The 24,820-nt window shown below is 49.8% G+C and carries 25 protein-coding genes; 10 read left to right on the plus strand and 15 right to left on the minus strand.

The genetic code is table 11. The annotated features are described in order from the left end of the window. Positions 1 to 3 precede the first annotated feature (3 nt). Both AC0LWF_RS22780 and AC0LWF_RS22785 read left to right on the plus strand, forming a co-directional pair. Positions 4 to 261, plus strand: a complete 258-nt coding sequence (locus AC0LWF_RS22780) for a hypothetical protein (RefSeq protein ID WP_474653830.1) — start codon at positions 4 to 6, stop codon at positions 259 to 261. A gap of 180 nt (positions 262 to 441) precedes the next feature. Further along, positions 442 to 1,530 (plus strand): peptidase G2 autoproteolytic cleavage domain-containing protein, encoded by a 1,089-nt coding sequence (locus tag AC0LWF_RS22785; RefSeq protein ID WP_474653831.1) that lies wholly within the window; start codon positions 442 to 444, stop codon positions 1,528 to 1,530. A 39-nt stretch (positions 1,531 to 1,569) separates the two neighbouring features. Here AC0LWF_RS22785 and AC0LWF_RS22790 read toward each other — a convergent pair whose 3' ends face one another. From AC0LWF_RS22790 to AC0LWF_RS22800, 3 genes are read right to left on the minus strand one after another with little or no spacing between them, the layout of a single operon-like run. Continuing rightward, positions 1,570 to 2,475, minus strand: coding sequence for a DMT family transporter (locus tag AC0LWF_RS22790; protein ID WP_474653832.1), 906 nt, complete (start codon positions 2,473 to 2,475; stop codon positions 1,570 to 1,572). 50 nt (positions 2,476 to 2,525) lie between these two features. Then, a complete protein-coding gene (locus AC0LWF_RS22795) occupies positions 2,526 to 3,989 on the minus strand; it encodes an MFS transporter (RefSeq protein ID WP_474653833.1) in 1,464 nt (487 codons plus the stop codon). A 25-nt stretch (positions 3,990 to 4,014) separates the two neighbouring features. Then, the gene (locus AC0LWF_RS22800) at positions 4,015 to 4,452 is read right to left on the minus strand and encodes a helix-turn-helix domain-containing protein (protein WP_474653834.1); all 438 of its coding nucleotides are present in this window, start codon (positions 4,450 to 4,452) and stop codon (positions 4,015 to 4,017) included. A gap of 161 nt (positions 4,453 to 4,613) precedes the next feature. Between AC0LWF_RS22800 and AC0LWF_RS22805 the strand changes: the two genes are divergently transcribed. Further along, positions 4,614 to 4,784 (plus strand): hypothetical protein, encoded by a 171-nt coding sequence (locus tag AC0LWF_RS22805; protein ID WP_474653835.1) that lies wholly within the window; start codon positions 4,614 to 4,616, stop codon positions 4,782 to 4,784. Between the two features lie 249 nt (positions 4,785 to 5,033). On the opposite strand, the gene AC0LWF_RS22810 is transcribed toward AC0LWF_RS22805, so the two are convergent. The 3 genes from AC0LWF_RS22810 to AC0LWF_RS22820 form a co-directional block, all read right to left on the minus strand. Further along, complete coding sequence (locus tag AC0LWF_RS22810) at positions 5,034 to 6,134, minus strand: alanine racemase (RefSeq protein WP_474653836.1); 1,101 nt, start codon at positions 6,132 to 6,134, stop codon at positions 5,034 to 5,036. 41 nt (positions 6,135 to 6,175) lie between these two features. Then, complete coding sequence (locus AC0LWF_RS22815; protein WP_474653837.1) at positions 6,176 to 6,526, minus strand: hypothetical protein; 351 nt, start codon at positions 6,524 to 6,526, stop codon at positions 6,176 to 6,178. A 100-nt stretch (positions 6,527 to 6,626) separates the two neighbouring features. After that, on the minus strand, positions 6,627 to 7,460 hold the full coding sequence (locus AC0LWF_RS22820) for a phytanoyl-CoA dioxygenase family protein (RefSeq protein WP_474653838.1): 834 nt from the start codon (positions 7,458 to 7,460) through the stop codon (positions 6,627 to 6,629). A gap of 215 nt (positions 7,461 to 7,675) precedes the next feature. Here AC0LWF_RS22820 and AC0LWF_RS22825 point away from each other — a divergent pair, with 215 nt between their 5' ends. From AC0LWF_RS22825 to AC0LWF_RS22840, 4 genes are all read left to right on the plus strand, one after another. Further along, positions 7,676 to 8,641 carry an ABC transporter substrate-binding protein gene (locus AC0LWF_RS22825; RefSeq protein WP_474653889.1) on the plus strand — a complete coding sequence of 322 codons (966 nt, stop codon included), beginning with the start codon at positions 7,676 to 7,678 and terminating at the stop codon, positions 8,639 to 8,641. Positions 8,642 to 8,722: 81 nt separating this feature from the next. Further along, the gene (locus tag AC0LWF_RS22830) at positions 8,723 to 9,508 is read left to right on the plus strand and encodes an ABC transporter ATP-binding protein (protein WP_474653839.1); all 786 of its coding nucleotides are present in this window, start codon (positions 8,723 to 8,725) and stop codon (positions 9,506 to 9,508) included. Beyond that, positions 9,505 to 10,335, plus strand: a complete 831-nt coding sequence (locus AC0LWF_RS22835) for an ABC transporter permease (RefSeq protein ID WP_474653840.1) — start codon at positions 9,505 to 9,507, stop codon at positions 10,333 to 10,335. The genes AC0LWF_RS22830 and AC0LWF_RS22835 overlap by 4 nt, the downstream gene beginning before the upstream one ends. A 95-nt stretch (positions 10,336 to 10,430) precedes the next feature. Further along, the gene (locus AC0LWF_RS22840; protein ID WP_474653841.1) at positions 10,431 to 10,751 is read left to right on the plus strand and encodes a hypothetical protein; all 321 of its coding nucleotides are present in this window, start codon (positions 10,431 to 10,433) and stop codon (positions 10,749 to 10,751) included. Between the two features lie 325 nt (positions 10,752 to 11,076). Here AC0LWF_RS22840 and AC0LWF_RS22845 read toward each other — a convergent pair whose 3' ends face one another. The 3 genes from AC0LWF_RS22845 to aroC all read right to left on the minus strand — a co-directional run bounded on the left by AC0LWF_RS22845 (position 11,077) and on the right by aroC (position 13,668). Further along, positions 11,077 to 11,742: an HAD family hydrolase gene (locus tag AC0LWF_RS22845; RefSeq protein ID WP_474653842.1), complete on the minus strand. Its 666-nt coding sequence runs from the start codon at positions 11,740 to 11,742 to the stop codon at positions 11,077 to 11,079. Between the two features lie 25 nt (positions 11,743 to 11,767). Continuing rightward, positions 11,768 to 12,508, minus strand: a complete 741-nt coding sequence (locus AC0LWF_RS22850; protein ID WP_474653890.1) for an AAA family ATPase — start codon at positions 12,506 to 12,508, stop codon at positions 11,768 to 11,770. 104 nt (positions 12,509 to 12,612) lie between these two features. Further along, positions 12,613 to 13,668, minus strand: coding sequence for a chorismate synthase (gene aroC / locus AC0LWF_RS22855; RefSeq protein WP_474653843.1), 1,056 nt, complete (start codon positions 13,666 to 13,668; stop codon positions 12,613 to 12,615). A 111-nt stretch (positions 13,669 to 13,779) separates the two neighbouring features. On the opposite strand from aroC, the gene AC0LWF_RS22860 reads away from it, so the two are divergent. Then, a complete protein-coding gene (locus AC0LWF_RS22860; protein WP_474653844.1) occupies positions 13,780 to 14,667 on the plus strand; it encodes a LysR family transcriptional regulator in 888 nt (295 codons plus the stop codon). A 91-nt stretch (positions 14,668 to 14,758) separates the two neighbouring features. Here AC0LWF_RS22860 and AC0LWF_RS22865 read toward each other — a convergent pair whose 3' ends face one another. Together AC0LWF_RS22865 and AC0LWF_RS22870 are read right to left on the minus strand one after the other, a co-directional pair. After that, entirely contained in the window at positions 14,759 to 16,453 is a 1,695-nt protein-coding gene (locus AC0LWF_RS22865; protein WP_474653845.1) for a M3 family oligoendopeptidase, read from the minus strand. A gap of 893 nt (positions 16,454 to 17,346) precedes the next feature. Then, positions 17,347 to 17,841, minus strand: coding sequence for a tyrosine-type recombinase/integrase (locus tag AC0LWF_RS22870; protein WP_474653846.1), 495 nt, complete (start codon positions 17,839 to 17,841; stop codon positions 17,347 to 17,349). A gap of 1,024 nt (positions 17,842 to 18,865) precedes the next feature. Between AC0LWF_RS22870 and AC0LWF_RS22875 the strand changes: the two genes are divergently transcribed. Next, positions 18,866 to 19,129, plus strand: a complete 264-nt coding sequence (locus tag AC0LWF_RS22875; RefSeq protein WP_474653847.1) for a hypothetical protein — start codon at positions 18,866 to 18,868, stop codon at positions 19,127 to 19,129. 330 nt (positions 19,130 to 19,459) lie between these two features. Here the strand turns inward: AC0LWF_RS22875 and AC0LWF_RS22880 are convergent, their stop codons facing one another. The 4 genes from AC0LWF_RS22880 to rpoN all read right to left on the minus strand — a co-directional run bounded on the left by AC0LWF_RS22880 (position 19,460) and on the right by rpoN (position 23,360). Further along, complete coding sequence (locus tag AC0LWF_RS22880; protein WP_474653848.1) at positions 19,460 to 20,494, minus strand: phosphotransferase enzyme family protein; 1,035 nt, start codon at positions 20,492 to 20,494, stop codon at positions 19,460 to 19,462. Between the two features lie 429 nt (positions 20,495 to 20,923). Beyond that, positions 20,924 to 21,376 carry a hypothetical protein gene (locus AC0LWF_RS22885; RefSeq protein ID WP_474653849.1) on the minus strand — a complete coding sequence of 151 codons (453 nt, stop codon included), beginning with the start codon at positions 21,374 to 21,376 and terminating at the stop codon, positions 20,924 to 20,926. 36 nt (positions 21,377 to 21,412) lie between these two features. Then, the gene (locus AC0LWF_RS22890) at positions 21,413 to 21,874 is read right to left on the minus strand and encodes a TspO/MBR family protein (RefSeq protein WP_474653850.1); all 462 of its coding nucleotides are present in this window, start codon (positions 21,872 to 21,874) and stop codon (positions 21,413 to 21,415) included. Positions 21,875 to 22,049: 175 nt separating this feature from the next. Further along, entirely contained in the window at positions 22,050 to 23,360 is a 1,311-nt protein-coding gene (rpoN, locus tag AC0LWF_RS22895; RefSeq protein WP_474653851.1) for an RNA polymerase factor sigma-54, read from the minus strand. A 269-nt stretch (positions 23,361 to 23,629) separates the two neighbouring features. Here rpoN and AC0LWF_RS22900 point away from each other — a divergent pair, with 269 nt between their 5' ends. Beyond that, positions 23,630 to 24,805, plus strand: coding sequence for a M20 family metallopeptidase (locus AC0LWF_RS22900; RefSeq protein ID WP_474653852.1), 1,176 nt, complete (start codon positions 23,630 to 23,632; stop codon positions 24,803 to 24,805). The last annotated feature ends 15 nt before the right edge of the window (positions 24,806 to 24,820 follow it).

The following is a 24,820-nucleotide window of genomic DNA, read 5'->3' on the forward strand; positions in this document are numbered from 1 at the left end:
CATATGGCAGAATGTAACGCCCAGGCAACCGGCGGCTGCTCGGAAGCCGAAGGCTCTGACACCACCGCGAGCGGAACCGCTTCTCACGCGGAGGGCTTTCAAACGACGGCGAGCGCCTTCGCCTCGCACGCTGAAGGCTACGCCACTCAGGCAATTGGCCCTGCTTCGCATGCGGAGGGCGGCGCCTCGGTGGCGCATGGGCTGTACGGCCACGCCGAAGGCCGCAACACCGACGCGGCGAACGAGGCCGCCCACGCGTAGGGCTACCTATCGGCGGCAGGCGGGTTCGCCGCTCACGCCGAAGGCTACGCTACGCAGGCGATCGGCCCTGCTTCGCACGCGGAAGGCGGCGCTGCGATAGCACGAGGCCTCTACGCGCACGCAGAAGGCGAACTCACGCTCGCGCAAGGCGATAGCTCCCACGCGGAAGGCCAACTGACTTTGGCAAGCGGGCTTAACGCGCATGCCGAAGGTGAACTGACCCAAGCGACGGGGCTCAACTCCCACGCCGAAGGTCTAGAAACGGTTGCTAGCGGTCAGACCTCGCACACCGAAGGCGTATCCAACACCGCAAGCGGACGAGCTTCGCATGCCGAAGGCAATCTTACCGCCGCGACCGGCATCGCCGCCCACGCGGAGGGACAGCGGTCGCAAGCAACGGGCGATCTCTCGCATGCCGAAGGCAACCAATCGATCGCTAGCGGCCAATCCTCACACGCCGAAGGCGCGGTTGCAATAGCCAGTGGCTTCGCTTCGCATGCTCAAGGAGTCAACACTGTCGCAGATAGCTCCTTCTCGCACGCGGAAGGTCTAGGCACATCGACGAACATGCTTGACGGCGTCCACATCATGGGCCAATTCGGTGCTGCGAACTCGCTCTCTTACTCCTGGTACCTAGCCAACGGCAGCAGTGCCGCATCGCCCGGGCTTGCAGCAGCGATATTGAGCACCGGCGACGTCAAGATCCATGGGTCAGTCAGCAGCCCAGCCGCCGACTATGCCGAAATGTTTGAAACAGAGGACGGTAATCCCATTGAACCAGGCTATTTCCTTGCACTGGTCGGCGATAAGGTTCGCATTGCAACAGCAGCGGATCCCTTCATCGTCGGCATATCCAGCCGCAAGCCTGCTTTCCTCTCCGGCAATGCAGAGCTGAATTGGCCTAGCAAATTCCTCACCGACGAATGGGGAGGGACTTTCTACCACGACGTGAACGTACCTGCCCTTCTCGATCGGAACGGACATGTACTCGTGCCCGCGCATACGGAACGACAGCCGCAGCTTAACCCTACATGGGACCCTAGCCAGCCATACATTCCGCGAATAAGCCGGCCCGAATGGGTTGCTGTTGGCATGCTTGGCAAGCTGCTCATTCGAGACGATGGGTCCTGCCAACCGGGCGCACTGTGTCGTCCAGCCAACAACGGCCAAGCAACCGCGGCACCATTACCTGGCAGCGGATATTATGTGCTTAAGCGGACAGCTCCGAACCAAGTGCTCATCCTATTCGGAACACGATTCACCGTCTAAACAAAAAAAGCCGCGAGCATATACTCGCGGCTTTCCCTACTATACATCCACACTCGCCGCCGACGGCGAAATCGCCCGCCGCTTCATATTGCTAAGCGCAACGCCAGCGAGAATCAGCACTCCTCCAGCGATCTGCGCGGGCTTGATTGAATCCCCAAGCACAAAATAACTGACGATAATCGCAACGAACGGCGGAATGTTCATGAACATCGAGCTCACGGAAGCGCCAACGACGGCGATGCCTCGGTTCCACCAGAAGCCGGTTATCCCTTGACCAATGACCGCTACAGAAATCAGCAGCAGCCAAGTCATCGCATAGTGGCTTCCGTGCAGATGACCAGCGATTCCTTCATACGCAACCGCCGGCGTCATCAGAATCGTGCCAATAACGGTAGAATAGATCGTTACTTCATAAGACGACATTGCGATAGTCAGTTTGCGGATGAATAACAGACTGACGGACATGCCCAGCATCGCGAGCAATAAGTAAATATCCCCTACTGAAATTCCAAGCTCCTTGCCGCCAAACAGCACGATGCAAATGACACCAGTCAACGCAACGACCGCACCTGCCAGCTTCGGCAAAGTAAACTCTTCTTTCAGAAACATCCGTGCCAGCAGAGTTGTCGCTATCGGAGACAGCGCAATAATTAAAGCTGCATTGCCGGCAGTCGAATGCTGCAAGCCTTTGAAATAGAACAGCTGGTTAATCAATGTGCCCGAAATGCCTGCAAACAGCAGAAGTCCCCACTCCCGCTTATTCGGCCAACGCATCGAGCGATTGACGGACGCTACGGACAATAGAAACAACGACATGACGACAAGACGTGCAAACGATAAGAAAATCGGCGAGAAATCGCGCAGCATATAAGCGCTTGCCACATAATTGCAGCCCCATAAGAGCGATACAGCCCACAATTTCAAATATACGGATCGATCCGGCATTTCAATAAAATCTCCTTCTGCGAACTGCTTAACTTTCCTTTCTTACTCACTTACTTCGGATGAACCGACTGACCCAAACCATGCGACCGCTTGTTTGAACGCATATACGACATTACCGCAGCAAGCGCCATTAACGCAGCCATGAACCAGAATACGGCATGCAAGCCGCTGATAAATCCGTCAAGCGACGACTTGTCGCCGTTCATGCCAACCTGCGTCCCCGAGAAAATCGCCAGCATCGCATCATGCGGAATGCTATGCGTCACGATCGGCATGGAGAACGCGATGCTGAGCATCATGCCCATGTTCGTTGTGAGCGAGCGGATCCCGGAAGCTTCGCCGCGATATTTGGCCCCGGCTGCATTCATAATGCTACTGGAGTTCGGCGAGTTGAACAACCCTGATCCGATACTAATTATTGTCATATAAACTGCGAGATGCCAGAACGGCGTCGACATTCCGGTATCAAGCGCCAGACCTACCAGTCCGAAGATGCTCAGGAACAAGCCAAGCGTCGCCGGCATCGTCTCGCCGTATTTATCTCCAAGGCTGCCGGCAAGCGGCGAAACGACGAGCATTCCAGCAGCAAGCGGAATGGTCATAATCCCAGCAATGAGTGCATCCTTCTCAAGCGCGCCTTGAAAATAGAAGATCAACATAAACATCACAGCCATCCGGGCAATCGCGTTCAGTGTTGCGGATACGATCCCGAACGAGAAGATTCGGTTCGTAAACAAAGGCAGATGCAAGAGCGCATTCGGATGCTTTTTCTCACAGATCAGGAAGACCGGGAACAACACGATGAAGGTAGCGCCGGAAATCCAGACCACTGGCGAAGTCCAGCTTTGAATCGGCCCCCAAGTCAGTGCGATCAAGAGACCGGTAACCGAGATAACATACGTAATAACGCCGCCGCGATCAAGCCCGCCAGCCTTCGGAGCAGCAATCTTATCGTCCTTCACACCCATGACACGCATGCCCCACACGACGCCGATAATACCGAAAGGAACGTTGAACCAGAAGGTCCACTCCCAACCGAACGCGGTCGTCAGCCAGCCGCCGAGCACAGGTCCGATAATCTGGCCGACTGCGATAACCATGATATTAATGCCAAGCGCCTTGCCAAGTTCCTCCTTCGGAAAAGCATCCGCGACAATCGCGGTACTATTCGCCATTACCATCGCTCCGCCGACCCCTTGCAGAATCCGAAGGATGATCAGCAGCGGAGCGTTATCTGCAAAACCGCACACGAACGAAACAACCGTAAACAACATCATGCCTGCGATATAGATCCGTTTGCGACCGAACCGGTCAGCAAGTGAACCCGCCATAAGCACCATAACGGTCTGCGCAACCATATAAGACAGCATCACCCACATCGCTTGCAGCAGCGAGGCGTGCAGCCCTTTGAGCAAATCCGGCAGCGCAATGATGAGTGTGCTGAAATTGAGTGCGGATAGTAAGGAACCCAGACTCGTTACGGACAAAATCCACCATTTTCGCGATTGATCCATTCGTACTCTCCCTCTTCCTGCTTGCTTACTCAGATTTCTGCTTTAACCTGGTAGCTCGTTCTAGCCGGCCGCTGAAGCCTTGCCTAAGCGTCTGAAGCTTCTCGAGCTTCTCGTCAATGTGCGTAATGATCTCCCGCAACCGCAGCGCAGCTTCGTCAAGCAGCCGATCCTTCTCTTCATCCGACGCCCCATCACTGTAGTACGTCGCCCGAATTTGGTCCAGCTCTTCCTCCGCTTGCATAATTTCGCGGATTTCAACCAATGACGCCCCAAGCACCTGCTTCAGCTTCAAAATATGCTCAATCCGCTGCAGCATCGCCTCATCGAATAAGCGATGGCGCCCTCCGGACCGAGTCACGGCAGGCAATAAGCCGATTTCTTCGTAATAATGCAGCGTTCGCGCCGTAATGCCAAGACGCTCGGTCACTTCTTCCATCGTATATTTGTGCGACTCATTCATCATCCGTCCCTCGCTTCTCCTTTCCACTAGTCATATTCCTTATCATAACAAAAATTACTCACGTTAACGTAAGTTTATGCTAATTTATTACCAGTTTCATCTCAGACCTGCATAGAGTAATAATGGATACGGCATTTGACTAGGGTTCAGAGGAGATGAGAAGCATGAACGCGGGGAAAGCAGCACGGTTACTGTTGCTCGGTTTCGTTATTGCTGTCGTTGCCATCGGTCTATTGCCATTTCTGATCATCTACAGCTGGAGTGACTTGTATGGCCTGTCTGATCTGGATCCTTCTTCCACGCCAATCGCTTTTCTGCAGAAGATGTTGAAGTAGTCACAATATTTGAAAAGGCACTCCGCGAGAGGAGTGCCTTCTTGTTGCCTAGAGAAGCTTTAATCCAATTTAAGGCTGAAGCAGCCACCGGTGCACATCAGGGAACAGCTTGCTCCCAGCGGATTCGTGATGCGTTCCGCCGGGAAGTCAATTGCAGCCGGACATGATACTTTCGCGACAACAAAAAACAAGTCACCTCTAAGAGGAGACCTGTCTTCAACAATGGCTGATACCTTGCCCGGGCGCTTACTATCTCGACTTCCCTCGCCCTTGCACTTCCCAGAACGCCTCGATCTCTTCACCTCGGACCGCCGCAACTTCGTCAACCATGTTCATGACAGCGCAGCAATGAACGGGTACGATCTCAAGTGTGTCGCCAATTGCGAGCGACCGATCATTATCGCCTAGCTCCAGCATGCCGTGCTCCTCTGACATCCAAGCCAGCTTGATGCCGGGGTGACCGACGACATATCCTTTACCCGTCCCGATCGGCGAAGCGGCTCCATCTGATGTGAACACTTTAGTCCCTGCATCGATGACCGCTCTGCCAGGTTCAGGCCTGCTGACGACCGTCACCTTCACGGTTAACGCGCAATCCTCCAGTAACTGAGCCCCAAGCGCTACTTGCATGAGATCGCCGAAAATATACGTTCCCGGCCGTATCTCCGTCACTCCTTGCACGAGTGCCGTGTATGGCGAGCCTGGTGACGAACCAGCGCTCACGATATCTGCAGCAATTCCCTCATCGTTCAGCAGCTCTGCCGTATCGGCAGCCGCCTGCCCTTCCTCCCGCCCGATTCGGCGCAGCTCTGATTCATCGGCAGCTTGATACGCTTGCCCGCCGAAGGTCATGATGCCCTTGATCTCGATGCCAGGCAGTTGAACGAGCTGCATCGCAAGCTCCAACACCGGCTCGCCGGCTTCAAGCCCCACACGACGAAATCCGCAATCGAACTCGAGGAGAACGCCGATCGTCATATTCGCTTCCATCGCCGCAACCGAGATGGCTTCTGCTGCTGCAAAGCTGTCCACCGCAACCGTAACATTGACATGCTTGGCTAGTCGAATAAGCCGTTCGAGCTTCTGCTTCCCGACAATCGGATACGCAATCAGAATATCGCGGACACCGCCTGCCGCCATCACTTCCGCCTCTCCGAGCTTCGCAACGGTTACGCCGACTGCGCCAGCTTCTATTTGCTTGTGGGCAAGAACCGGTAGCTTGTGCGTCTTCGCGTGCGGACGAAGCGATACGCCGGCACGGTCAGCAATATCCTGCATTCTCGCAATGTTGCGATCCACGGCATCAAGATCAATAAGCACATAAGGCGTATCAAGCTCGCTTTTGTTCATAGCAACGTCACCGAAGCCTTTCTTTGAGCAACTGGAATGCACTATTTGAAAATAACCTGGAGCCCCAGCCTCGCCTCTATCTCCTTGCGAAAAGCTTGAAACACCTTGGATTCCTTCTGTTTGATGAGAAAGACCAGATGCGGATGAGATGAATCCCGATCATCGAAGTAGAGATCCGTCTGTGCGTTAAATTCCGCTTCGTTCCCGCTATAGTATTTCTTCACGAGCTCCTCCAGTATAGGTTCGACTTGCTGCTGGAAAGGGACGCTCTGATCCTGTTCTATGCTGAATGCCTCTGCCTGCTTAGCGGCAGTAGTCGGCGCTGCTGCATTCCCACAAGCTGTAAGCATCATCAAGCATATGGAAGCTGCTCCAATTACTGATTTATTCATGACCTATCCCCACTGCTTTACTTTTCTTTGTATGGTGTGAAGACGAACATTCGGTCAAAAAGTTGCGGGGAGACCACAATTTTTTGGGCGTGTGTCTGCTCTATACAAGCTCCGGCTGATGCTCCTTCAGCCAAGTCCGCAGCGGCACATCTTCGTCCGACGGCGAGTAGAAGCCGTTGCAATTTACCCCGGCTCCAAGCAGCTGTCGGCGAACCGGATCGCTCTGCTCCCATAGATGCGAGACGGTCATGTCATCCTTCGTGCGGAGCCATCGATAGCCGTAACCGTAGAACAGCACTTTGCGAGTCAGCTCTGTCGACCAGTTCGGAGTGCCTGCATGCCATAGCCGCCGATCGAAGAATACGGCTGATCCGGGCTTTACGCATACCGGAATCGCCCCTTCCGGCTGACCATGGCGATCAATAGGAATGTCGATTTCATCGCGAAGATGGCTTCCCGGCACGACCCAGAAGTTGCCGCGGTCCGGCTCAGAGACGTCGGATAAGAAATAAGCGACTTTGAGCGACAGCCTCGGACGCGGATGAGTCTCGATCTCTTTGTTTACTCTGCCGCTGTCTTGATGCCAACCGAATGTGCCATCATTTTTGGTCTGACCCGACGGCGGCGTTGATATCATATGGGCATGGTACAAGTATATATTCCAGCCGAGAATGCCCCACACCTTCGGCAGTACTTTCTCATAATCAACGAGCGATAGGAACGATTCATGATCGGGAATGAAATTGGGATAGAATAACGCCGTCTTCGGGTCATGTCCCTCGCTGAGCTTACGCTCATAGATGCGGTCAAATTCCGTAGTCAGCTCGGTGATTTGTTCCGGTGATAGCGCGTCTTCCACAATGAGATAACCTGTTTCTTCGAATGTCTTCCGTTCCTCAGCGGTGAGTGCGTAGTTCAAACACGATTGGTTCAACTTCGATTCCCTCCTGCCAATAATGGATTGTACCCCTTTACTATAAACCGTTTTGGTTGCGCTTACGAGCATTAAATCTCACTTATTTCCATCTTTATGGTAACTCACCCTTCACCCTTTCTAGGCGCATGCATAGCATGAAACTACATTTAAAGATATTGCCTGGAGGGATCAGATTGAAAAAAGCGTTTATCGTGCTGACTGCCATCGCTGTAATGATCACGTTATTACTGGCAGGCTGCAGCGGGAAGAAAACAGAAGCGACCAAGATTCGCATCGGCGAAGTGACTCGCTCCGTCTTCTACGCACCGCAATATGTAGCCATTACGAATGGGTTCTTTAAGGATGAAGGGCTTGATGTCGAGCTGACGACGACGCCAGGCGGAGACAAAACAATGACGGCGCTGCTTAGCGGCAACATCGATGTAGCGCTTGTCGGTTCCGAGACGTCAATCTACGTTTCCCTGCAAGGCTCGGATGACCCGGTCATCAACTTCGCTCAGCTAACACAAACAGACGGCACGTTCCTCATCTCGCGCACACCGATTGACAACTTTACTTGGGATATGCTGAAGGGGTCCAAATTTCTCGGCCAGCGCAAAGGCGGCATGCCGCAGATGGCAGGCGAGTTCGTGCTGAAGAAGCATGGCATCGATCCGCAGAAAGATCTAGAGCTTATCCAGAACGTCGAATTCGCGAATATCGTTCCTGCTTTCACCTCCGGCGATGAGCAATTCGTGCAGTTATTCGAGCCATCCGCAACGATGCTGGAGCAGCAAGGCAAAGGTTATGTTGTCGCATCTTTCGGCACCGAGAGCGGACACCTGCCTTATACGGCTTACATGACAAAGAGCAGCTATATGAAGAAAAATGCTGATGCTGTCCAAAAGTTCACGAACGCCGTGTACAGAGGCCAGCTCTGGGTGCAAGAGCATAGTGTAAACGAGATTGCCGATGCCGTCGCTCCGTTCTTCCCTGATACCGACATAGGCCTCATTCGCAGTGTAGTACAGCGGTATAAGGATCAAGGCTCCTATGCTGCCGATCCGATCATTGACAGTGAGGAATGGGCGAATCTGCAAGATATTATGACGCAAGCCGGCGAGCTGAAACAGCCTGCCGAATACAGCAAGCTCGTCGATAATTCGTACGCAGAGAAAGCGATCAAAGAAGTCAAATAATGCAGTTTCATGTGGAAGATGCTTTAGCCGCCTGCTGCTTGCCAGCGCGGCTTCTTTCCACATTTTGAAGGAGTGACAGGCATGACAATTGCTGTAGAAGTCAATCATGTATCGCATGTTTATGTGAATGAACATGGAGCCAAGCTCGCCCTGAAGCAGATTCAGCTCGGCGTGGAAGCTGGCGAGTTCGTATCGCTCGTCGGCCCGAGCGGCTGCGGCAAGACGACGCTTCTGTCCATCATCGCAGGCTTGATTGCTCCGTCGGAAGGAAACGTGCGGCTGTTCGGACAACCGGTGAGCGGGCCAACACCGAGAGTCGGCTACATGCTGCAGCAGGACTATCTGTTTCCATGGCGGACAATCCGCGAGAACATTATGATCGGACTCGAGCTGATGAGACAGCTGACGCCGGCGAAGCGCGAATATGCGCTCCATCTGCTCGATGAGATGGGCTTAAGCTCTCACGCGGACAGTTATCCGAGCGAGCTGTCAGGCGGGATGCGGCAGCGGGTTGCCCTTGTGCGCACGCTCGCGACGGAGCCGGATGTTCTGTTCCTGGATGAACCATTCTCCGCGCTTGATTTTCAGACGAAGCTGCAGCTGGAGAATTTGATCTACGAGACGCTGCGGAAGCATCGCAAAACATCGCTGCTGGTCACCCACGACATCGCGGAAGCGATTGCGATGAGCGACCGGGTCATCATTCTTGCGCCGAATCCGGGGACCATCTACAAGGAAGTGGATATTCCTTCGAGCCTCGCTCATTTGCTGCCAACTCAGGCGCGTGAGCAGGACGGATTTCAACCATTTTTCCGCCTCGTATGGCAAGCCTTCGAACAAATGGAAAGGAGCAAACAGCCGCTATGAATCATTGGAATCATGAGCCTCATCGAGTCACAACGGATCCTGCGCAACTCTATCAAGCCTATAAGAAAGCACGCAACAAAGAGAAGCTCTACGTACTTATTGCCCGCATCCTGCTGCTCGTTCTCTTCCTTGGATCTTGGGAATGCGCGGGACGGCTCAAATGGATTGACGTCTTCTTGTTTAGTTATCCGAGCAAAATCCTCCGCCTGCTGTACGACAAAGCCATCGACGGCTCTCTTCTTCCCCATATCGGCGTCACGGTTGCGGAGACTATCGCCGGTTTTGTTCTAGGGACGCTGAGCGGACTTATTCTCGCAACGCTGATCTGGTGGAGCCCCTTCCTCGCCAAAGTGCTCGATCCGTATCTCGTTGTCCTCAATTCGCTGCCGAAGGTGGCGCTTGGACCGCTGTTCATCGTCGCGCTCGGCTCCGGCATACTCTCGATAATCGCAACCATTCTATCCATCACGGTCATTATTACGACACTTGTCATCTATACCGCCTTTAAGGAGGTCGACCCGAATTATGTGAAGGTCGTTCTGATCTTCGGTGCGACGAGAAGGCAGTCCTTCTTGAAAGTCATCCTACCCGCTTCCTTCCCAGCGATCATCTCCACATTGAAAGTTAATGTCGGTCTTGCTTGGGTCGGGGTTATCGTTGGGGAGTTTCTCGTTGCCAAAGAAGGGTTAGGCTACTTAATCATCTATGGCTTTCAAGTGTTCAATTTTACGTTAGTCATCAGCAGTCTGTTCATTATTGCGGCGGTGGCTACGATCATGTATCAGGTTGTTGCTTATATCGAGTCGAGAATTGTGAAGAAGCGCTAAAAAAGGCGTCTGTACCCGCTAGATACGCCAATGCTTCTGCAAGAGTACGAGCATATTCCTAGAGTATGCGAGTGAAAAACTCTTGAAGAAGGACGTTGGTTACTGTGCCATTCTGCTGGATTGGGAAAGTCGTCATCGTGAAAAACGAAGGCATCGTGTTCATCGGGGATGCGGTTGAGATCCAGGAGATTTCGGACTTAAACGAGAAAGCGAGCGAACAGAGTACGGATACGGACGCAGCCGGAACTGGAACTGGAACTGGAACTGGAACCGGAGCCGATAGCGGGGTCGATAACGGGATCTCAACTGCGACTGCAAAGCGGAAGGGCAAAGCGAAGGGTAAAATGAAAGAGAAAGCAAAAAGTGCCGAAATTAGGCATGGTGCCACCAGCATGCGGCGGAAGAAGTGCAAATAGAGGAATTGCTTGATTTTGCGGTAGGCTGCCCTTCAAGGGCGGCTTATTTTGATTGGGCTTGTACATGGAGGTAATTTTCCTTATAACCAGCGTCGTAAGTTTACATTTTTTTCCCGCCATTCGCCTAACGAACTCAGCAGCGCTTATTTGCCTGAAAGTTGCCCTTTTCCCGTTTTAAAGAACTATAGTGACCTTATTTCACCTATTCCCACCGAAATCAGGCTCAATTTGGCGTAATAGAATGTCTGGGGTTCCTTAGAATTTCAACCACGGCAATTTGGAGCGAATAGCCTCTGTGGAGTTCCTTAGAGTATCATCTGCCGTATTATGCCAGCACAATGTTCACAAGCTCCTCCAGATCGTCAATGACAGCATCAGCATCGGCTTCATCAACCAGCTCAAACTGACTATTTCGCATCCAAACCGCCTTCATTCCTACTGCACGGCTCGCCCGAATATCGTTATTAGGATGATCTCCAACGAAGAGAGCATTCTCGGCTGCTACCCCAAGTTTGGTCAACGCACGATGAAATATGGCTTTGTCAGGCTTCCGAAGTCCTTCCCACTCGGAGATGAGAACCTCATCGAATAAGGGTTCCACCTGCAGCGCCTTGAAGTTATCATACTGGAATTGACCGAAGCCGTTGGAGACCAAAGCCAATTTAATGTGCTGTTCCTTCAACTGCTGAAGCATGCTTAACAGGCTCGGAAACCCTATACAATGGTTTTGGAAGCTGTGGATGTAATCATCGAGCAGTAAAGTCCAGTCCAAGTTTGTAATCGAAAACTCCTCAAGCAACTGCTGATACACCTTGTCTTTCCATACATAGCCATAATTATCTAGCTTAATAAAGCGCTTAACGAAGCTCTGTTTGTCAACGATTTGCAACTCGGAATATCGCTGCCATTGGTCACTCACAAATTCTAATAGCGAAGAGTGACGGTCAAGCAATGTTCCGTCCAAATCAAATAGAACAGCTTGGATTGTCATCTGAATCATTCCTTTTTCATTCGATCTACTCTTCTTCCATCAGCTCCCGCAGCATGCGGTCCTTATTGTTCAGAAACTCTTTCATAATGATGTAATGGTCGGTCTGCTCTAGCGTTCGCGTCTCGATGCCGTCCGTCGTCAAGTAGTAAATGATAGAGTCCGGGTAAGCCATCAGAATAGGAGAATGGGTCGAAATAATAAACTGCGAGTTCCGCTGAATCAGCTCATGCATATTCGATAGCATCGCCATTTGCCGAAACGGCGACAACGCCGCTTCCGGCTCGTCCAAGATATAGAGTCCGTTACCACCGAAACGGTTCATGAAGGTTGCGAAGAACGATTCGCCATGCGACTGCTCGTGCAGCGACTTCCCACCATAAGAGTCGATCAGCGATGGACCCGATCCCGGCTCTTTATCTAACTCATCAATGTTGCTCGCCAAGTTGTAGTAACTCTCCGCACGGAAGAAGAAGCCATCTCTTGCCTTCTTAAGCCCGCGCACAAGCCGAATGTACTCGAACAAATTCGAATGCGATGCATGTGTCGAGAACGTGAAGTTCTTCGTTCCCCCCTCCGGATTGAAGCCCCACGCAACGGCAATTGCCTCCATCAAGGTCGACTTGCCCATTCCGTTCTCACCGACGATATACGTTACCTTGGGATGAAACTCCAACCGTTCGAGGCGCTGAATCGCCCCGAGATGAAACGGATATTCGGCAAAAGCAGGCACGCGCTCCCGCTCTAGCTCGATCGAACGAAGAAACATATCCTGCGCATAAATACGAGAAGGCATGCCCATCATCCCCCTTACGTGTGAAGTGATTTATGCGAATACATTATCACACCTGGTATTTATTTGAAAATCATCCTTCATGCATGCATCACTGCTTGCCGCTTAATCTGATCTTCGAGAACAAGACATGCCATCGCTTCTACAACGGGTACAATTCTTGGGCAGATACATGGATCATGCCTGCCCTTTGTAACGATGATCTGTTCCTCCCCGTTCTCCCCAATCGTTTGCTGAGGGACCGAAATCGAGGAGGTCGGCTTGACCGCAACTCGGAAAATAATGTCCGCTCCCGTGCTAATACCGCCAAGAATCCCCCCAGCATGATTGCTCATGAATCCAGACTGGCTCATCGGATCGTTATGCTCGCTGCCTTGCATTCTCGCTGCTTCGAACCCCGAGCCGAACTCGATCCCTTTTACAGCGCCGATGGATATCATTGCTCGAGCTAGTTCGGCATCGAGCTTATCAAAGACAGGCTCGCCAATACCGGGTGCAAGCCCCCGAATTCTGCACTCGACAATGCCTCCGCAGCTATCGCCAATGGATGCTAAATGTTCAATTCGCTCAATCATTCTCTTTGCAGCAATTGGATCTGCCGCTCTGACCGGATTTCTCTCAATCTCTTCCTCTGAGAAAGTGCCGCATTCAATGCCACCGACTTCTTTGGTATACGCAACTACGGAGACACCTCTCTGTTCAAGGAGTTTGCGCGCAACAGCACCTGCTGCTACTCTAGCCGCCGTCTCCCGTCCAGATGCCCGGCCGCTGCCCCGGTGATCACGAAGCCCGTATTTCTGCATATACGTGAAGTCCGCATGTCCAGGCCGGTAACTATGCTTAATATCGTCATAAGCTTCTGGACGCATATCTTTGTTATACAAAATGATGGTGAGCGGTGTCCCCGTCGCTTTTCCTTCATAAACACCAGATACAATATGGACATGATCATATTCCTTGCGCGGTGACGTCACGGACGATTGCCCCGGCTTTCTCCGGTCCATCTGAATTTGAATGTATGCCTCATTGATTTCCAAGCCTGGCGTCACGCCGTCAACGATTACACCAACCGCTTCACCGTGAGATTCGCCAAAAGTCGTAATTCTGAACCGCTCTCCAAACGAATTCGCTGCCATCTCTCTCTCCCCTTGCTATCCCATGTATCGTTTTCATTAGTTTAGCTCTATAATTGAAATAAAAGAAATTGAAATATCCGAGCTTTGTCATAGAGAGGAACTATGTCAACGATGATTAATACAGAGTGGTACCGCATCTTCCTGTACGCAGCTCAATTCGGCAATGTAACAAAGGCCGCACAGAAGCTGCACATTACGCAGCCTTCAGCCAGCTATGCCATCAAACAGTTAGAAGAAGCGCTGAACGTTGTTTTGTTCGATCGAATGTCCAAAGGCGTGAAGCTAACCTATGAAGGAACGCTTCTGCTGGCATATATAGATCGAGCGTTCTCCCAATTCGATCAAGGCGAGAATGAGCTGCAGCTTGTGAAGCAGTTCAAGTCCGGGCTGCTTCGCATCGGCGCGAGCGGTACGATATTGAAAGAGAAGGTTCTTCCGGCTCTGGATCAATTCCATGCCGATTTCCCAGAGGTTCGTATACGCTTAGTTGCGGAGCAATCGAAGGAGCTTGTGAATCAGCTTAAGAATCGAACACTAGAAATCGCATTTGTTCATCTCCCGGTCCATGATCCCGAGATTGAGATCAGGCCACTTGCTGCCATCCGCAACTGTTTTGTTGTGAGCAATGCGTTCCAATCGTTTCTTGAAGCGCCGGTATCGACGGAAGATCTGCTCAAGCTGCCGCTCCTCATGCTATCGCCAAGCAGTGCGACAAGGCGAATCGTAGAGCAGTGGTTCACTAGTCAAGGGTTTACAGCGAATAGCGATATCGAATTAAACAGCATTGATCTACTGATTGAATTTGCTAGACGAGGCTATGGAGCAGCGTTCGTCCCTCATCCGTCTGTCAGCACTCTCATTGAAGCTGGAGCATTATTGGAGCTGAAGACGCTTGCGCCCTTGCCCGAAGGCGAGATTGGAGTTGCCACGATGAGCAGCCGGGCCATGACGGCTGCAGCGACGGCTTTCATTAATCGAATTGAAGACTCGCCAAAATAAAACAAGCAGACCTCCCCTCCTTCACGGAGAAGAGCATCTGCTTGCTCTGCGTTGTGCAATATGAATAGGTTAGTATGAACCGCGCAGCGCCTTAGAGCGCCGTATCATCCACGCTGTCCAGCCAGCCCTCGATGCTTCCGATGACCGACGACACGCAGCCGTCTTCGAACGGCGAGATAAGACCCGCCACCTTCACGAGCTCCGTGAAGGAAAGGCTGCCGCCTTGTCGGCATAGGTTCACGTAAGCATCCCACGCCGCTGTGCGATCCTCGTTCATCTGCTTCCAGAACTGGAACGCGCAGATTTGCGCAAGCGTGTAGTCGATGTAGTAGAACGGCGAGCCAAAGATATGGCCCTGCTTATGCCAGAAACCGCCGCGCTCTAAGTACTCGTTGTCCGCATAGTCGCGGTGCGGCAAGTACTTGCGCTCGATGTCGCGCCATGCTTGCTTCCGCTCTGTTGGCGTCGCATCCGGGTTCTCATAGACAAAATGCTGGAATTCATCGACTGTCACGCCGTACGGAATGAACAGCAAGCCGCTGCCGAGGTGCTCGAAGCGGTATTTGTCCGCATCCTCCTCGAAGAACAGGTTCATCCACGGCCATGTGAAGAACTCCATGCTCATGGAATGGATCTCGCACGCCTCATAGGTCGGGAAGCTGTACTCCGGCACCGCGAAGCTGCGGCTCTCGTACACTTGGAAAGCATGGCCCGCTTCATGCGTCAATACATCAATATCGCCTGAAGTACCGTTGAAGTTGGAGAAAATAAACGGTGCGCCATACTCGCTAATGTACGTGCAATAGCCCCCACCCTGCTTACCCTTCTTGCTCACCAGGTCCATCAGGCCATTGTCCTGCATGAAACGGAAGAATGCATCCGTCTCCGGCGACAGCTCGGCGTACATCTTCGCTCCGCCCGCTACGATCCAATCCGGATCGCCCTTCGGTTTCGCATTGCCGCTCTTGAAGCTGAAATTCTCATCATAATAGCGCAGCTCATCTACGCCGATCCGGTTCTGCTGACGCTGACGCAGCTTCGTTGCCGCAGGCACGATATTCTCGAGCACCTGCTTACGGAAGTTAACGACCATCTCCGCATTGTAGTCGGTACGGCTCATGCGCGCGTAACCAAGCTCAACAAAGTTCTTGAAGCCAAGCTTCTTCGCGATATTCGTGCGCACCTTCACGAGCTCGTCATAGATGCGGTCGAAGTTCGCTTCGTTCTCCGCCATGAAGCCAGAGGATGCTTCAAGCGCCCTTTTCCGCATATCACGGTTTGTCGACTGCTGGAATGGACCGAGCTGCGAGAGCGTGCGCTCTTCGCCTTCGAACATGATTTTCGCAGAAGCGATGAGCTTCGAATATTCCGTAGACAGCTTGTTCTCAAGTTGCAAATCTTCAATAATGTCCGGGCTGAACGTCTTCAGCGCAAGCTCGGCGAGGGAGAACAGCTGCTTGCCCCACTTCTGCTCCAGCTGTGCACGAAACTTCGAATCGACCAGCGCACGGTAGTAATCGGTTATGTATTCCTGGACGATCGGACCGTTCTCATCGAAGAAGTCCTGCTCCGCTTTATAGAAGTCATCGTTCGTGTCAATGGAGTGCCGAATGCTCGCCAATTGCTGCTGAGTGTCGAACTCGCTGCGCAGCTTGTTGATCTCAGCCATTACCAGATCCTGTTCTTCATAGCTCACGGCTGACTGAAACTTCGTCAACTCTTCCTTGAACTTCGCCTCGAATAAAGCCACATCCGGGCGTTCGTACCGGTACTCGCTGAATTTCATGACGACATACCTACCTTTCGCTAAATAATGAAATAAAATGGACGGGCGACTATCCAATTATATCCTATCCATGCCATTTTCGTGAAGGAGCGCGTGCGTGAACAATCGAAGAAGCCCCCCGTTATTCGGAGGGCTGCTCGGCTGCTGCTGGCTTAAACCGTTTGATGTTATGGTTTCAACCCGATGTCAGCTAATGGTGCAATCCGTTTTCTCTATTCCTCCAACATGGATGTATTCCTTGTATAAATTCCAACGGCGCGCTATTATCCAACAGATGAAAAGCATAAGTATATCGAAACCGTTGTGGGGTATACATCCGCTTCCCCTTTACTTCGAGCAACTGATTGCTTACGTTCGTAACGGTTCGTCAGTTTCGACATACGGCGAGCAGGATAACTCTTCGTAACAATGAGCACTTTACATGAATCCTCACGGTCCTTGACGTATCAGTTAAACCAGATAGCGAGTTTGGAGGAATTGGAGAGTACACCTTAAACCTATATGTACACCTCTTAATGCTTGAAATTACACTGAGAGAACCAAAGATGGGCAAACGCATTCCTAAATTTCTATCGCGCAGGCTAATAGTGGCAGATCCTCCCCTCAGAAAGAAAATTCTCTACCGCTTTTCTTTCTGGCTTCAACTTCATGCGATCAACGCACCACTTAATTTACTTAACCCCTAGTTTGTTACTTAAATCATAAGTTTGCCTCATTGGCAGGCTTATGCTTACAAATTAAAAAGGCAAACTTATGCTTCCAATACAATGTTCATTTAAGTGATTTTCTATAATTATTAAACTGCAAAATTTCAGTATCCGTCAGGAGCGGTTGTATTTCGCAAACTACCACATGATTCACCTCCCTATTAGTCAACAGGGGATTAGAGCACCTTAAAAGTAACGCCGATATAGTTCTCTCCGACGTTCTCCCCGTAATTGGGCATAAATCTGTGTTGTTGAAGCTTTATCGTGACCTAACATTCCCTGAATAAACTCTAGGGGAGCGCCATTATCCAACAAGTGACAAGCATATGTATGACGAAACCTGTGTGGGTATACATTCGCATTCACTTGACTTCGAGCAGCTAATTGCTTAAGTTCATAACGGATCGTCGAGATCGACATACGGCGAATAGGAAAACTCTTCGTTACAAAGAGCGCTTTACAGGAATCCTCACGGTCCTTGACATATCTCTTTAGCCAGATTTTGCATTCCGTTGTAAAATACACTTCTCGTTGTTTAGAACCTTTCCCGTTCACAACTGCAGAGCAGTTATCCCAGTTTATGTCCTCAATATTTAGTGAATATGCCTCCAACGTATATGGACTGAAGCCCAAAATACGCTTATTTGCCTCATACAACAACCATAATTCACTCATCTTCATAGTAAAACCTCCCAAGGTCTAATTATTATTAGCTTCGCATTATTTAGGAGGTTTAATCTGTATATTATGTTTTTATACAAGTGTTTACCGTCGTTCAATGAACTACCACGTAGTTGAGTTAGCTACCTGAATAATGTAAATTGGATCTTATTACATCTTTGGAGGAACTATGCCTAAACTTCGACCAATTATTACTCATTCGGATTTCGAAAGAATGAGGATTTTCACACGACCAGTTGACGTAGGGCTGCAAGGGGAGCTTCTTGATAAAGGAATTACCATCAAGTCACATGATGATGATAAAGTCACCTCAACTAAAAATGATCATTATTTAAAATCGACCTGCTTATTTTTTTATGGTTCAACTCACCCTAAATAAGATTATGGTTAGTCTGGCTTCTGACTCAGTGTTTTTAACTGTTGCTCCCCTCTAAGTAGACTAATGGCGGTACACCGCGGATCGGGCCTAAAGGTACCTTCGTCGTATGCGTCAACTGTCTTCACAACGAGAGCCATGCATGGTTGAAAAGGCTGCATGGCTCGATATATCCTCTGCTTTTGGTGCTACGATGCATCACAAAGTATCGATCCTTGTGAAGATGATCAATCCGTTTGAGGATCTGACCGCTGAGGCGTAGTCGAGTGTGTATCAGGAGCTAAGGAGCTTTAAGATTGATGGGGAATGGTTAGCCGCAGTCGATAATTAAATGAAAGACTTCATCAAGCAGCAAAAACTAAATGAGAAAACTTAGTTTTTCTGAAGTAAGTCCGTGAAATATTCGGATGACAACCATCTTCGCATATGAAGATGGTGTTTTCACTGTTCAAGATAAAGTTCTTGTCATGTATGATATCAAGCTTTACGATACTTCAACTACAAACAGGCTGAATTGAAAAGAAAACCACCTCATATAGGGTGGTTTTTCGAGTAAGTAACGCCCTCTCTTCTGGTAAGACACCTTTATTTCGTTAATCAGTTGATAAAGAACAAATGTTCGCATATACTACCACAGAGGTGATATATGTGATCTCAACGCCAGAAGAACTTGTGATGATCAAAGAGTGCTGCCTGCTGCCGTTAATGCTGGATATGGTGGAAAAGCAAATGTGCATGGTCATGACAAACCCGGAAATACGGGCTTTGCACCGTCATAACGTAGAAGACAAGAAATTGAAGAAAATGAAGTCCATCATGAAACTTTGCAGTAAAGTAGCTCGTTTGCTAGTCAGCTTGGCAAAGAGCAACGAGACCTACGATTCAACTCGAGTTTTCCGGCTGGCAGCTTAAGATCGAACGATCCTCACCAGCTCAAGCATTCGCAGGATGACAAGTAGCTCGGAGTATCGGGATATGTTCAACAAAAGGGCTCGGACCCGTTCCGTTAGAAAGACCGACCTCCACCCCGTAGTTAGATGTGACGAAGGAATGAAAGGGCTATGACCCGTTGAGACATGGGAGTGAGAATCGCTAGGGCGAAGTGGAGACGTGCACATATGGAACAATATGGGTGATAAGCGATTCACCTTTATTCCCGCATGCCCAATTCACAATTCCCAGCCGCCGGCTACTCTCCCATCCCCTTCTCCCCCTCTAACTACTGGATGAGATCCTGCGAATTCATGAGTCTGAGTGAGGAAACTGAATTATTTCGAGGGAGTTGAATAAATCCTTAACACTTAACATTCCTTCGTTGGTCAATAGCCATTCAATGTAAGGTTTCTGTGTTTTCATTTGTTGTTTTAGTTCCTGAACTGGGTCTGAGACGAACGAAGCAGTACATATAAAAAATAGACTAGCCCTTGCAATAGCAATGGGCAACATTTCAATTTCTACTGATGATAACGGGGCGTAACCATTTAAAAAGCTCCGTCCTAGTTCTTTATAACTTTCAAAATCCCGAATTGACCAAAGAAAGTAAGCAACATCGTGGATACGCTCACCTTTCTGGAGAAAGTCAAAATCTAGAACAAACTTGATTTTTGAATTTTCATCAAATAAAACATTCCACGGATGCCAGTCAGCATGAATAATCGTTTTTATTAACTCATCCTCTTTAGGCATCCAACTTTCCATCACTTTTTGATAAAGGTAGTCAACATCATTTATCATCAAAGAATCATGCATATGCCCTTGTTCAAGTTTCATTTTTTCCATACCTTCTTGCAGTATTGTATGGGATGGATAGTTTGACCAAAATGGAATAGGCACTTCTTCTTCATCCATTAAAGTATCATGCAATTTTCGCAACATTTTTCCACATTCATAAGCTTGTTCTTTGGAGTATTCAAATAATATGCCTTTAATGAATGGAGTAACTTGCAGAAAACGGCTATGTAGTGATAAGAAATTACCGTTCGTTTTTGTATATAAAGGCACTAATGCAGGAACCCCACATTTCGTTAATTTACGTAACAATACTGCTTCAGCATCAATGTGGTTTTGACGACTTAAACCAGAATGCACTCGTACTACATACTGCCCTGATTTAGTGGTGATTTTTAAATTAACATTGAATAGCCCTCCTAATTCACCGTCTATATTCACTAACTCACCAATTTGAAATGCATCGCAGATTTTTTGAAGTTCAGACATTCTTGGCACATAACGTATCATTGGATTCGCACTTAATTTATCAACTGAAATATCCATCATCTCTCTCCTTCCAGCATAGGGTTACTTCTACTTTCTTTACGTTATTCTGCCCGTTAGCGGAATAGGCCACCGATTAAACGGCAGCCTGTTCTTCGTTGGGCTATGGGGCTATGGTACCTGTTAACTTAACACTCAGCTCGCCTCATTCTCATAACCACTTTCGCCTTACAATGAGAGCATATCAAATACCTTTCAAAGTCCAATGGATTTAACGGGAGTCAACGTCAACAACCTCTAATGCGTGAATATCACACTTAGGGCAATTGAAGTTAAATAGGCTGCCGGTTCGCGCCGACAGCCTGGTGTGTTGGACTATCGTGCCTGTTAGTTCAATAGTTCTTCTTTAGAAAATCAAGAAAATCATCCAGTGCTTTCTTCGCCAATCGAAAATGCTCCGTCACTAACTGTGTGTACAATATAAGTTCTAAATCAGTTGGAATAGCGCGGTGTTCCCGGATTAGCGTTATCGTTCCAGCGGTTACCGAGATAGGAGAGCGCTTGCCACTGGATACCATCTTTCCATCCCGCATCGGGAAGCTGAACAAAGTCCCCTTGCTCTCCCGCCGTATAATCCTGGGCGTCGGAAAGCTTGTTGAACATGAGTCCTTGATTAAATGCGACGATCGCATCCGCATTGCCGTGCTTGGCTGCAGACGCGAACGTGTTAAAGTTGTGCGCCTGACTGTAATTGCTGTAAGCGCTCGGCGTATATACACCATCGAACCACCAACCGGCAATTTTGCTGCCATAACGATCCGACCATTCCTGAGTGACCGCTTCCCATTTAGCTTGGAATGCCTGCGATACGTTCGAATCGCTATACCCGAGAGCGGTACGCGCCTGCGCGTCGTCTGCCGGTCCGCCGGAAGGCAAGTACAGCATCAGCTTGATGCCTTGGAAATGTTTTCTGATACATTATTAATTTGACTTGGCAATTGTCCAAGCTAACAAAGTTGCAAAGCAGGACCAAATTAAATACGGAACCAAGAGCCAAGCAGCCAATTTAGAATAAGGAATGGTTGCGTAAATAAGAAGGAATGTCGAAATCGTGACTATGAATGTATCTAATAAGGCTAAATTAAGATTTTTTATTTTAAAGAATAAATAAGAAAATGCTTGATTTGCCATATAATTGATAATCAGAATAATGAGATAAAACGGCGAGACTTCTTCAAAACAGGATGTCTTCATAAACACAATTGTAATGGAAAGGGCTATCAGCGCATATAGGATTCCCCAGACAATCCCAAACCATTTTCTCGGTGGATTCCAGCTCGGTTTTCTAAGAGTGTCATAGTAAGATATATCCGTTGGAAACAAGATACCTGACAGAGAATATAAACCATAGACTGCCAAAAATACGATGATAGCCGTCGCCAATGCTCATACCTCCCCCATAGTTGTCCAATAGTCTATCTTATTCTAGTTATAAAGTGGTTATGATTCATGCCTACGGCATCCTTCTAGAACTGAGAATAAGGAGCTGCCACGGCAGCTCCTTCGTAATGGGAGGTATTTTTGCTGTCTATATTATATTTCCCAAACTCGTAATTCCCTATCGCAGCCCTCTCCGGAAGCCCGATGCCGGAATGCCCATTTCCTCGCGGTATTTGGCAATTGTTCGCCTTGAAATCGCGATCCCCTCTCCTCCCAGGCATTCCGCTAGTTGTTGATCGGAGTATGGACGGGATTTATTCTCTTCTCCGATAAGCTGCTTGATCCGATACTTTGCGCTCGTAATGGAAGTCAGCTCTCCGCTATCCGTCTGCAGCCCGGCAGAGAAGAAATACTTAAGCTCGAATACGCCATGCGGGGTCTGTATATACTTGCCCTGAATGGCTCGGCTTATGGTTGATTCATGCATACCAAGCTGATCGGCTATGTTTCGCAGCACGAGCGGCTTCAGAGCACTCGGTCCGAAGAGCAAGAACTCGTGCTGCACTTCCATAACGCTTTGAATGACTCTTGTTATGGTCAATCTTCGCTGCTCGACGCATCGAATAACCCACGATGCCGCTTTAACCTTCTCCCTCAGATACTCTCCTGCCTCGCCAGGCAACTCTTTCATCCAAGTTGCATATTTAGGATGAATCGTTATCTTTGGCGCGCAGAAAGCAGTCATTGTAAGGACATATCCCTCTTCTTCTTTGTGCAGGATAGCCTCCGGCATGACGAAATCCTTCTCGTTTACAGGCTGGTAAGCAAGGCCCGGACGCGGATCCAGTGTCTTCAAGAAGACTGCTGCTTCTCTTACGGCATCTATTGGTTGCTTCATTCTGTGAGCGATCTCTTTCAGCCTCCCTTGAGCAAGCAGCGGCAGATAAGCCGCCGCAAGCTGCGCCGCATGCTTCGGCACTGCAGGATTCCTGCCGATCTGGGCTAATAGACATTCCCTTAGACTACGCGCTCCAACGCCAGGAGGATCCATTGCTTGCAATGCGTTCACCGCCGCTTCGGCAAGCTCTCTCTTATAACCAAGTTCAATGCATGCCTCCTCTGCATCGAGCGTCAAATAACCGTTCTCATCAAGATTCCCGGCCAAATATTCAGCTATTCTTCTTACTCCGCAAGGTAGGCTGCTTAATCTTAATTGCTCAATAAGCGATTGCTCAAGCGATTGTTCAGGCGCTTTAAGATTCAGAATAGGATCCCAATTAACGGATGAGTCCGATAATCGTTTTCTTTCCCCTCCATGAGGAATCTCCCATGCCTCGAATTCAAGGGCCGGGTTTTCCCGCGATTGCTCCTGGAGATAATCAAGCAGCTCATGGCCGGAAAGCTTGAGAATATGAATGGATTGCTTTAACTGGGTGGTCATAGCTAGCTTCATATGCTGTGTTTGATGAGCGCGCAAGCTTTGATTCATGGAGTCACCTTCCTTCATCCCTGCATTTTTCGACAAAGACCATGCCTAATTCCTGCTGGATTCAATTAGCCACAGCTGATTTCAAGCTCATTCGTTGTATTCTATCAAGCAAAATCCATGCCAATGCATGCAGGAAGATTACGAAAATCGCGATTTAGCAATAAATGGACAAACTGTCCTGCAAATTTCATGTTATGGCATGCTTCTTGCTTATTCAGTTATAGCACATAAACATAGCATCATATGTCTACTTGAAAGAAGGTAATTAGATGGCTAAAGAACAATTGGCCTCGTTCATCGACGCCAAACGCGAAGAGTGGTTTCATTGCTCCGACTATATATGGAGCCGCCCCGAACTGGGCCATGAAGAATTTCAGGCATCAGCGCTTCTGGTATCCGTCACCGAACAGTACGGATTCAAAGTCGAACAAGGAACAGCCGGACTGCCTACCGCATTCCGAGCCGTTTACGATTCAGGAAAGCCGGGTCCCGTCATTGCCTATCTCGCGGAATACGATGCCCTTCCCGAGATCGGTCACGCATGCGGACATAACTTGATAGGGGTCATGAGCTTGGCAGCCGCTATCTCACTGCGAATGGCAGCGGAAGAGCTGGGCGGCACGGTCATCCTATTCGGCACGCCTGCGGAAGAGACCAGCGGCGGCAAAGTTACCATGGCCGAGCTGGGTTATTTCGATGATGTCGATGCTGCACTCATGGCTCACCCTTCCCAGCATTATGAGAGGAGCGGCGTATCTATGGCCATGGAGGCGCTGCAATTTGATTTCTTCGGGCGGACGGCCCATGCTGCTTCAAGTCCCCAGCACGGAATCAATGCACTTGACGGCGTCATTCAGTCCTTCAATGCCATAAATGCATTGCGGCAGCATCTTCCTGCAGACGTTCGCGTTCACGGTATTATTACAAGAGGCGGGGTCGCCGCGAATGTCGTTCCAGACCGCGGCCAAGCCCAATTCTATGTACGTTCGCGGAGCAGCGCGACGCTTGGCGATGTCGTGAAGAAAGTGAAGGCCTGCGCGGAAGCGGCCGCTCTGGCTACAGGTTGCCGATTGGAGATTTCGAATTACGAACTCGGTTATGAGAATCTGATAACGAATACGGCGCTATCTGATATTTTTACGGCTAATTTGATTCAGCTTGGCGTCGAGCCTAATGCGATCAAGAGCGGGCTTGATCACGGTTCTATCGACATGGGAAACGTCAGCCACCGGACTGCTGCCATACATCCCTATATTCGCATTCCAGACTGCAACCATGGCGGGCATACCATCGGCTTTCGGGACGCATCGGGCGATGAACGCGGCCGTCAAGCGCTGCTTATAGGCGCGAAGGCACTCGCCTATACCGGCTATGATCTATTAAGCGACCTCAATCTGATGAGTGGGGTCAGGGCTGAATTCGCGCAAAGGAAGGAACAAGAATAATTTGCGAAACGGAGG

The sequence above is a fragment of the Paenibacillus sp. sgz302114 genome (assembly GCF_056120345.1).

Excerpts from the sequence above, each read along its gene's own strand:
- AC0LWF_RS22780 (WP_474653830.1), top strand. The coding sequence starts at position 4 with ATGGCAGAATGTAACGCCCAGGCAACCGGCGGCTGCTCGGAAGCCGAA.
- AC0LWF_RS22790 (WP_474653832.1), bottom strand. The coding sequence starts at position 2,475 with ATGCCGGATCGATCCGTATATTTGAAATTGTGGGCTGTATCGCTCTTA.
- AC0LWF_RS22795 (WP_474653833.1), bottom strand. The coding sequence starts at position 3,989 with ATGGATCAATCGCGAAAATGGTGGATTTTGTCCGTAACGAGTCTGGGT.
- AC0LWF_RS22800 (WP_474653834.1), bottom strand. The coding sequence starts at position 4,452 with ATGATGAATGAGTCGCACAAATATACGATGGAAGAAGTGACCGAGCGT.
- AC0LWF_RS22805 (WP_474653835.1), top strand. The coding sequence starts at position 4,614 with ATGAACGCGGGGAAAGCAGCACGGTTACTGTTGCTCGGTTTCGTTATT.
- AC0LWF_RS22810 (WP_474653836.1), bottom strand. The coding sequence starts at position 6,134 with ATGAACAAAAGCGAGCTTGATACGCCTTATGTGCTTATTGATCTTGAT.
- AC0LWF_RS22815 (WP_474653837.1), bottom strand. The coding sequence starts at position 6,526 with ATGAATAAATCAGTAATTGGAGCAGCTTCCATATGCTTGATGATGCTT.
- AC0LWF_RS22825 (WP_474653889.1), top strand. The coding sequence starts at position 7,676 with ATGATCACGTTATTACTGGCAGGCTGCAGCGGGAAGAAAACAGAAGCG.
- AC0LWF_RS22830 (WP_474653839.1), top strand. The coding sequence starts at position 8,723 with ATGACAATTGCTGTAGAAGTCAATCATGTATCGCATGTTTATGTGAAT.
- AC0LWF_RS22835 (WP_474653840.1), top strand. The coding sequence starts at position 9,505 with ATGAATCATTGGAATCATGAGCCTCATCGAGTCACAACGGATCCTGCG.
- AC0LWF_RS22845 (WP_474653842.1), bottom strand. The coding sequence starts at position 11,742 with ATGACAATCCAAGCTGTTCTATTTGATTTGGACGGAACATTGCTTGAC.
- AC0LWF_RS22850 (WP_474653890.1), bottom strand. The coding sequence starts at position 12,508 with ATGTTTCTTCGTTCGATCGAGCTAGAGCGGGAGCGCGTGCCTGCTTTT.
- aroC (WP_474653843.1), bottom strand. The coding sequence starts at position 13,668 with ATGGCAGCGAATTCGTTTGGAGAGCGGTTCAGAATTACGACTTTTGGC.
- AC0LWF_RS22860 (WP_474653844.1), top strand. The coding sequence starts at position 13,780 with ATGATTAATACAGAGTGGTACCGCATCTTCCTGTACGCAGCTCAATTC.
- AC0LWF_RS22865 (WP_474653845.1), bottom strand. The coding sequence starts at position 16,453 with ATGAAATTCAGCGAGTACCGGTACGAACGCCCGGATGTGGCTTTATTC.
- AC0LWF_RS22870 (WP_474653846.1), bottom strand. The coding sequence starts at position 17,841 with ATGAAGATGAGTGAATTATGGTTGTTGTATGAGGCAAATAAGCGTATT.
- AC0LWF_RS22880 (WP_474653848.1), bottom strand. The coding sequence starts at position 20,494 with ATGATGGATATTTCAGTTGATAAATTAAGTGCGAATCCAATGATACGT.
- AC0LWF_RS22885 (WP_474653849.1), bottom strand. The coding sequence starts at position 21,376 with ATGCTGTACTTGCCTTCCGGCGGACCGGCAGACGACGCGCAGGCGCGT.
- rpoN (WP_474653851.1), bottom strand. The coding sequence starts at position 23,360 with ATGAATCAAAGCTTGCGCGCTCATCAAACACAGCATATGAAGCTAGCT.
- AC0LWF_RS22900 (WP_474653852.1), top strand. The coding sequence starts at position 23,630 with ATGGCTAAAGAACAATTGGCCTCGTTCATCGACGCCAAACGCGAAGAG.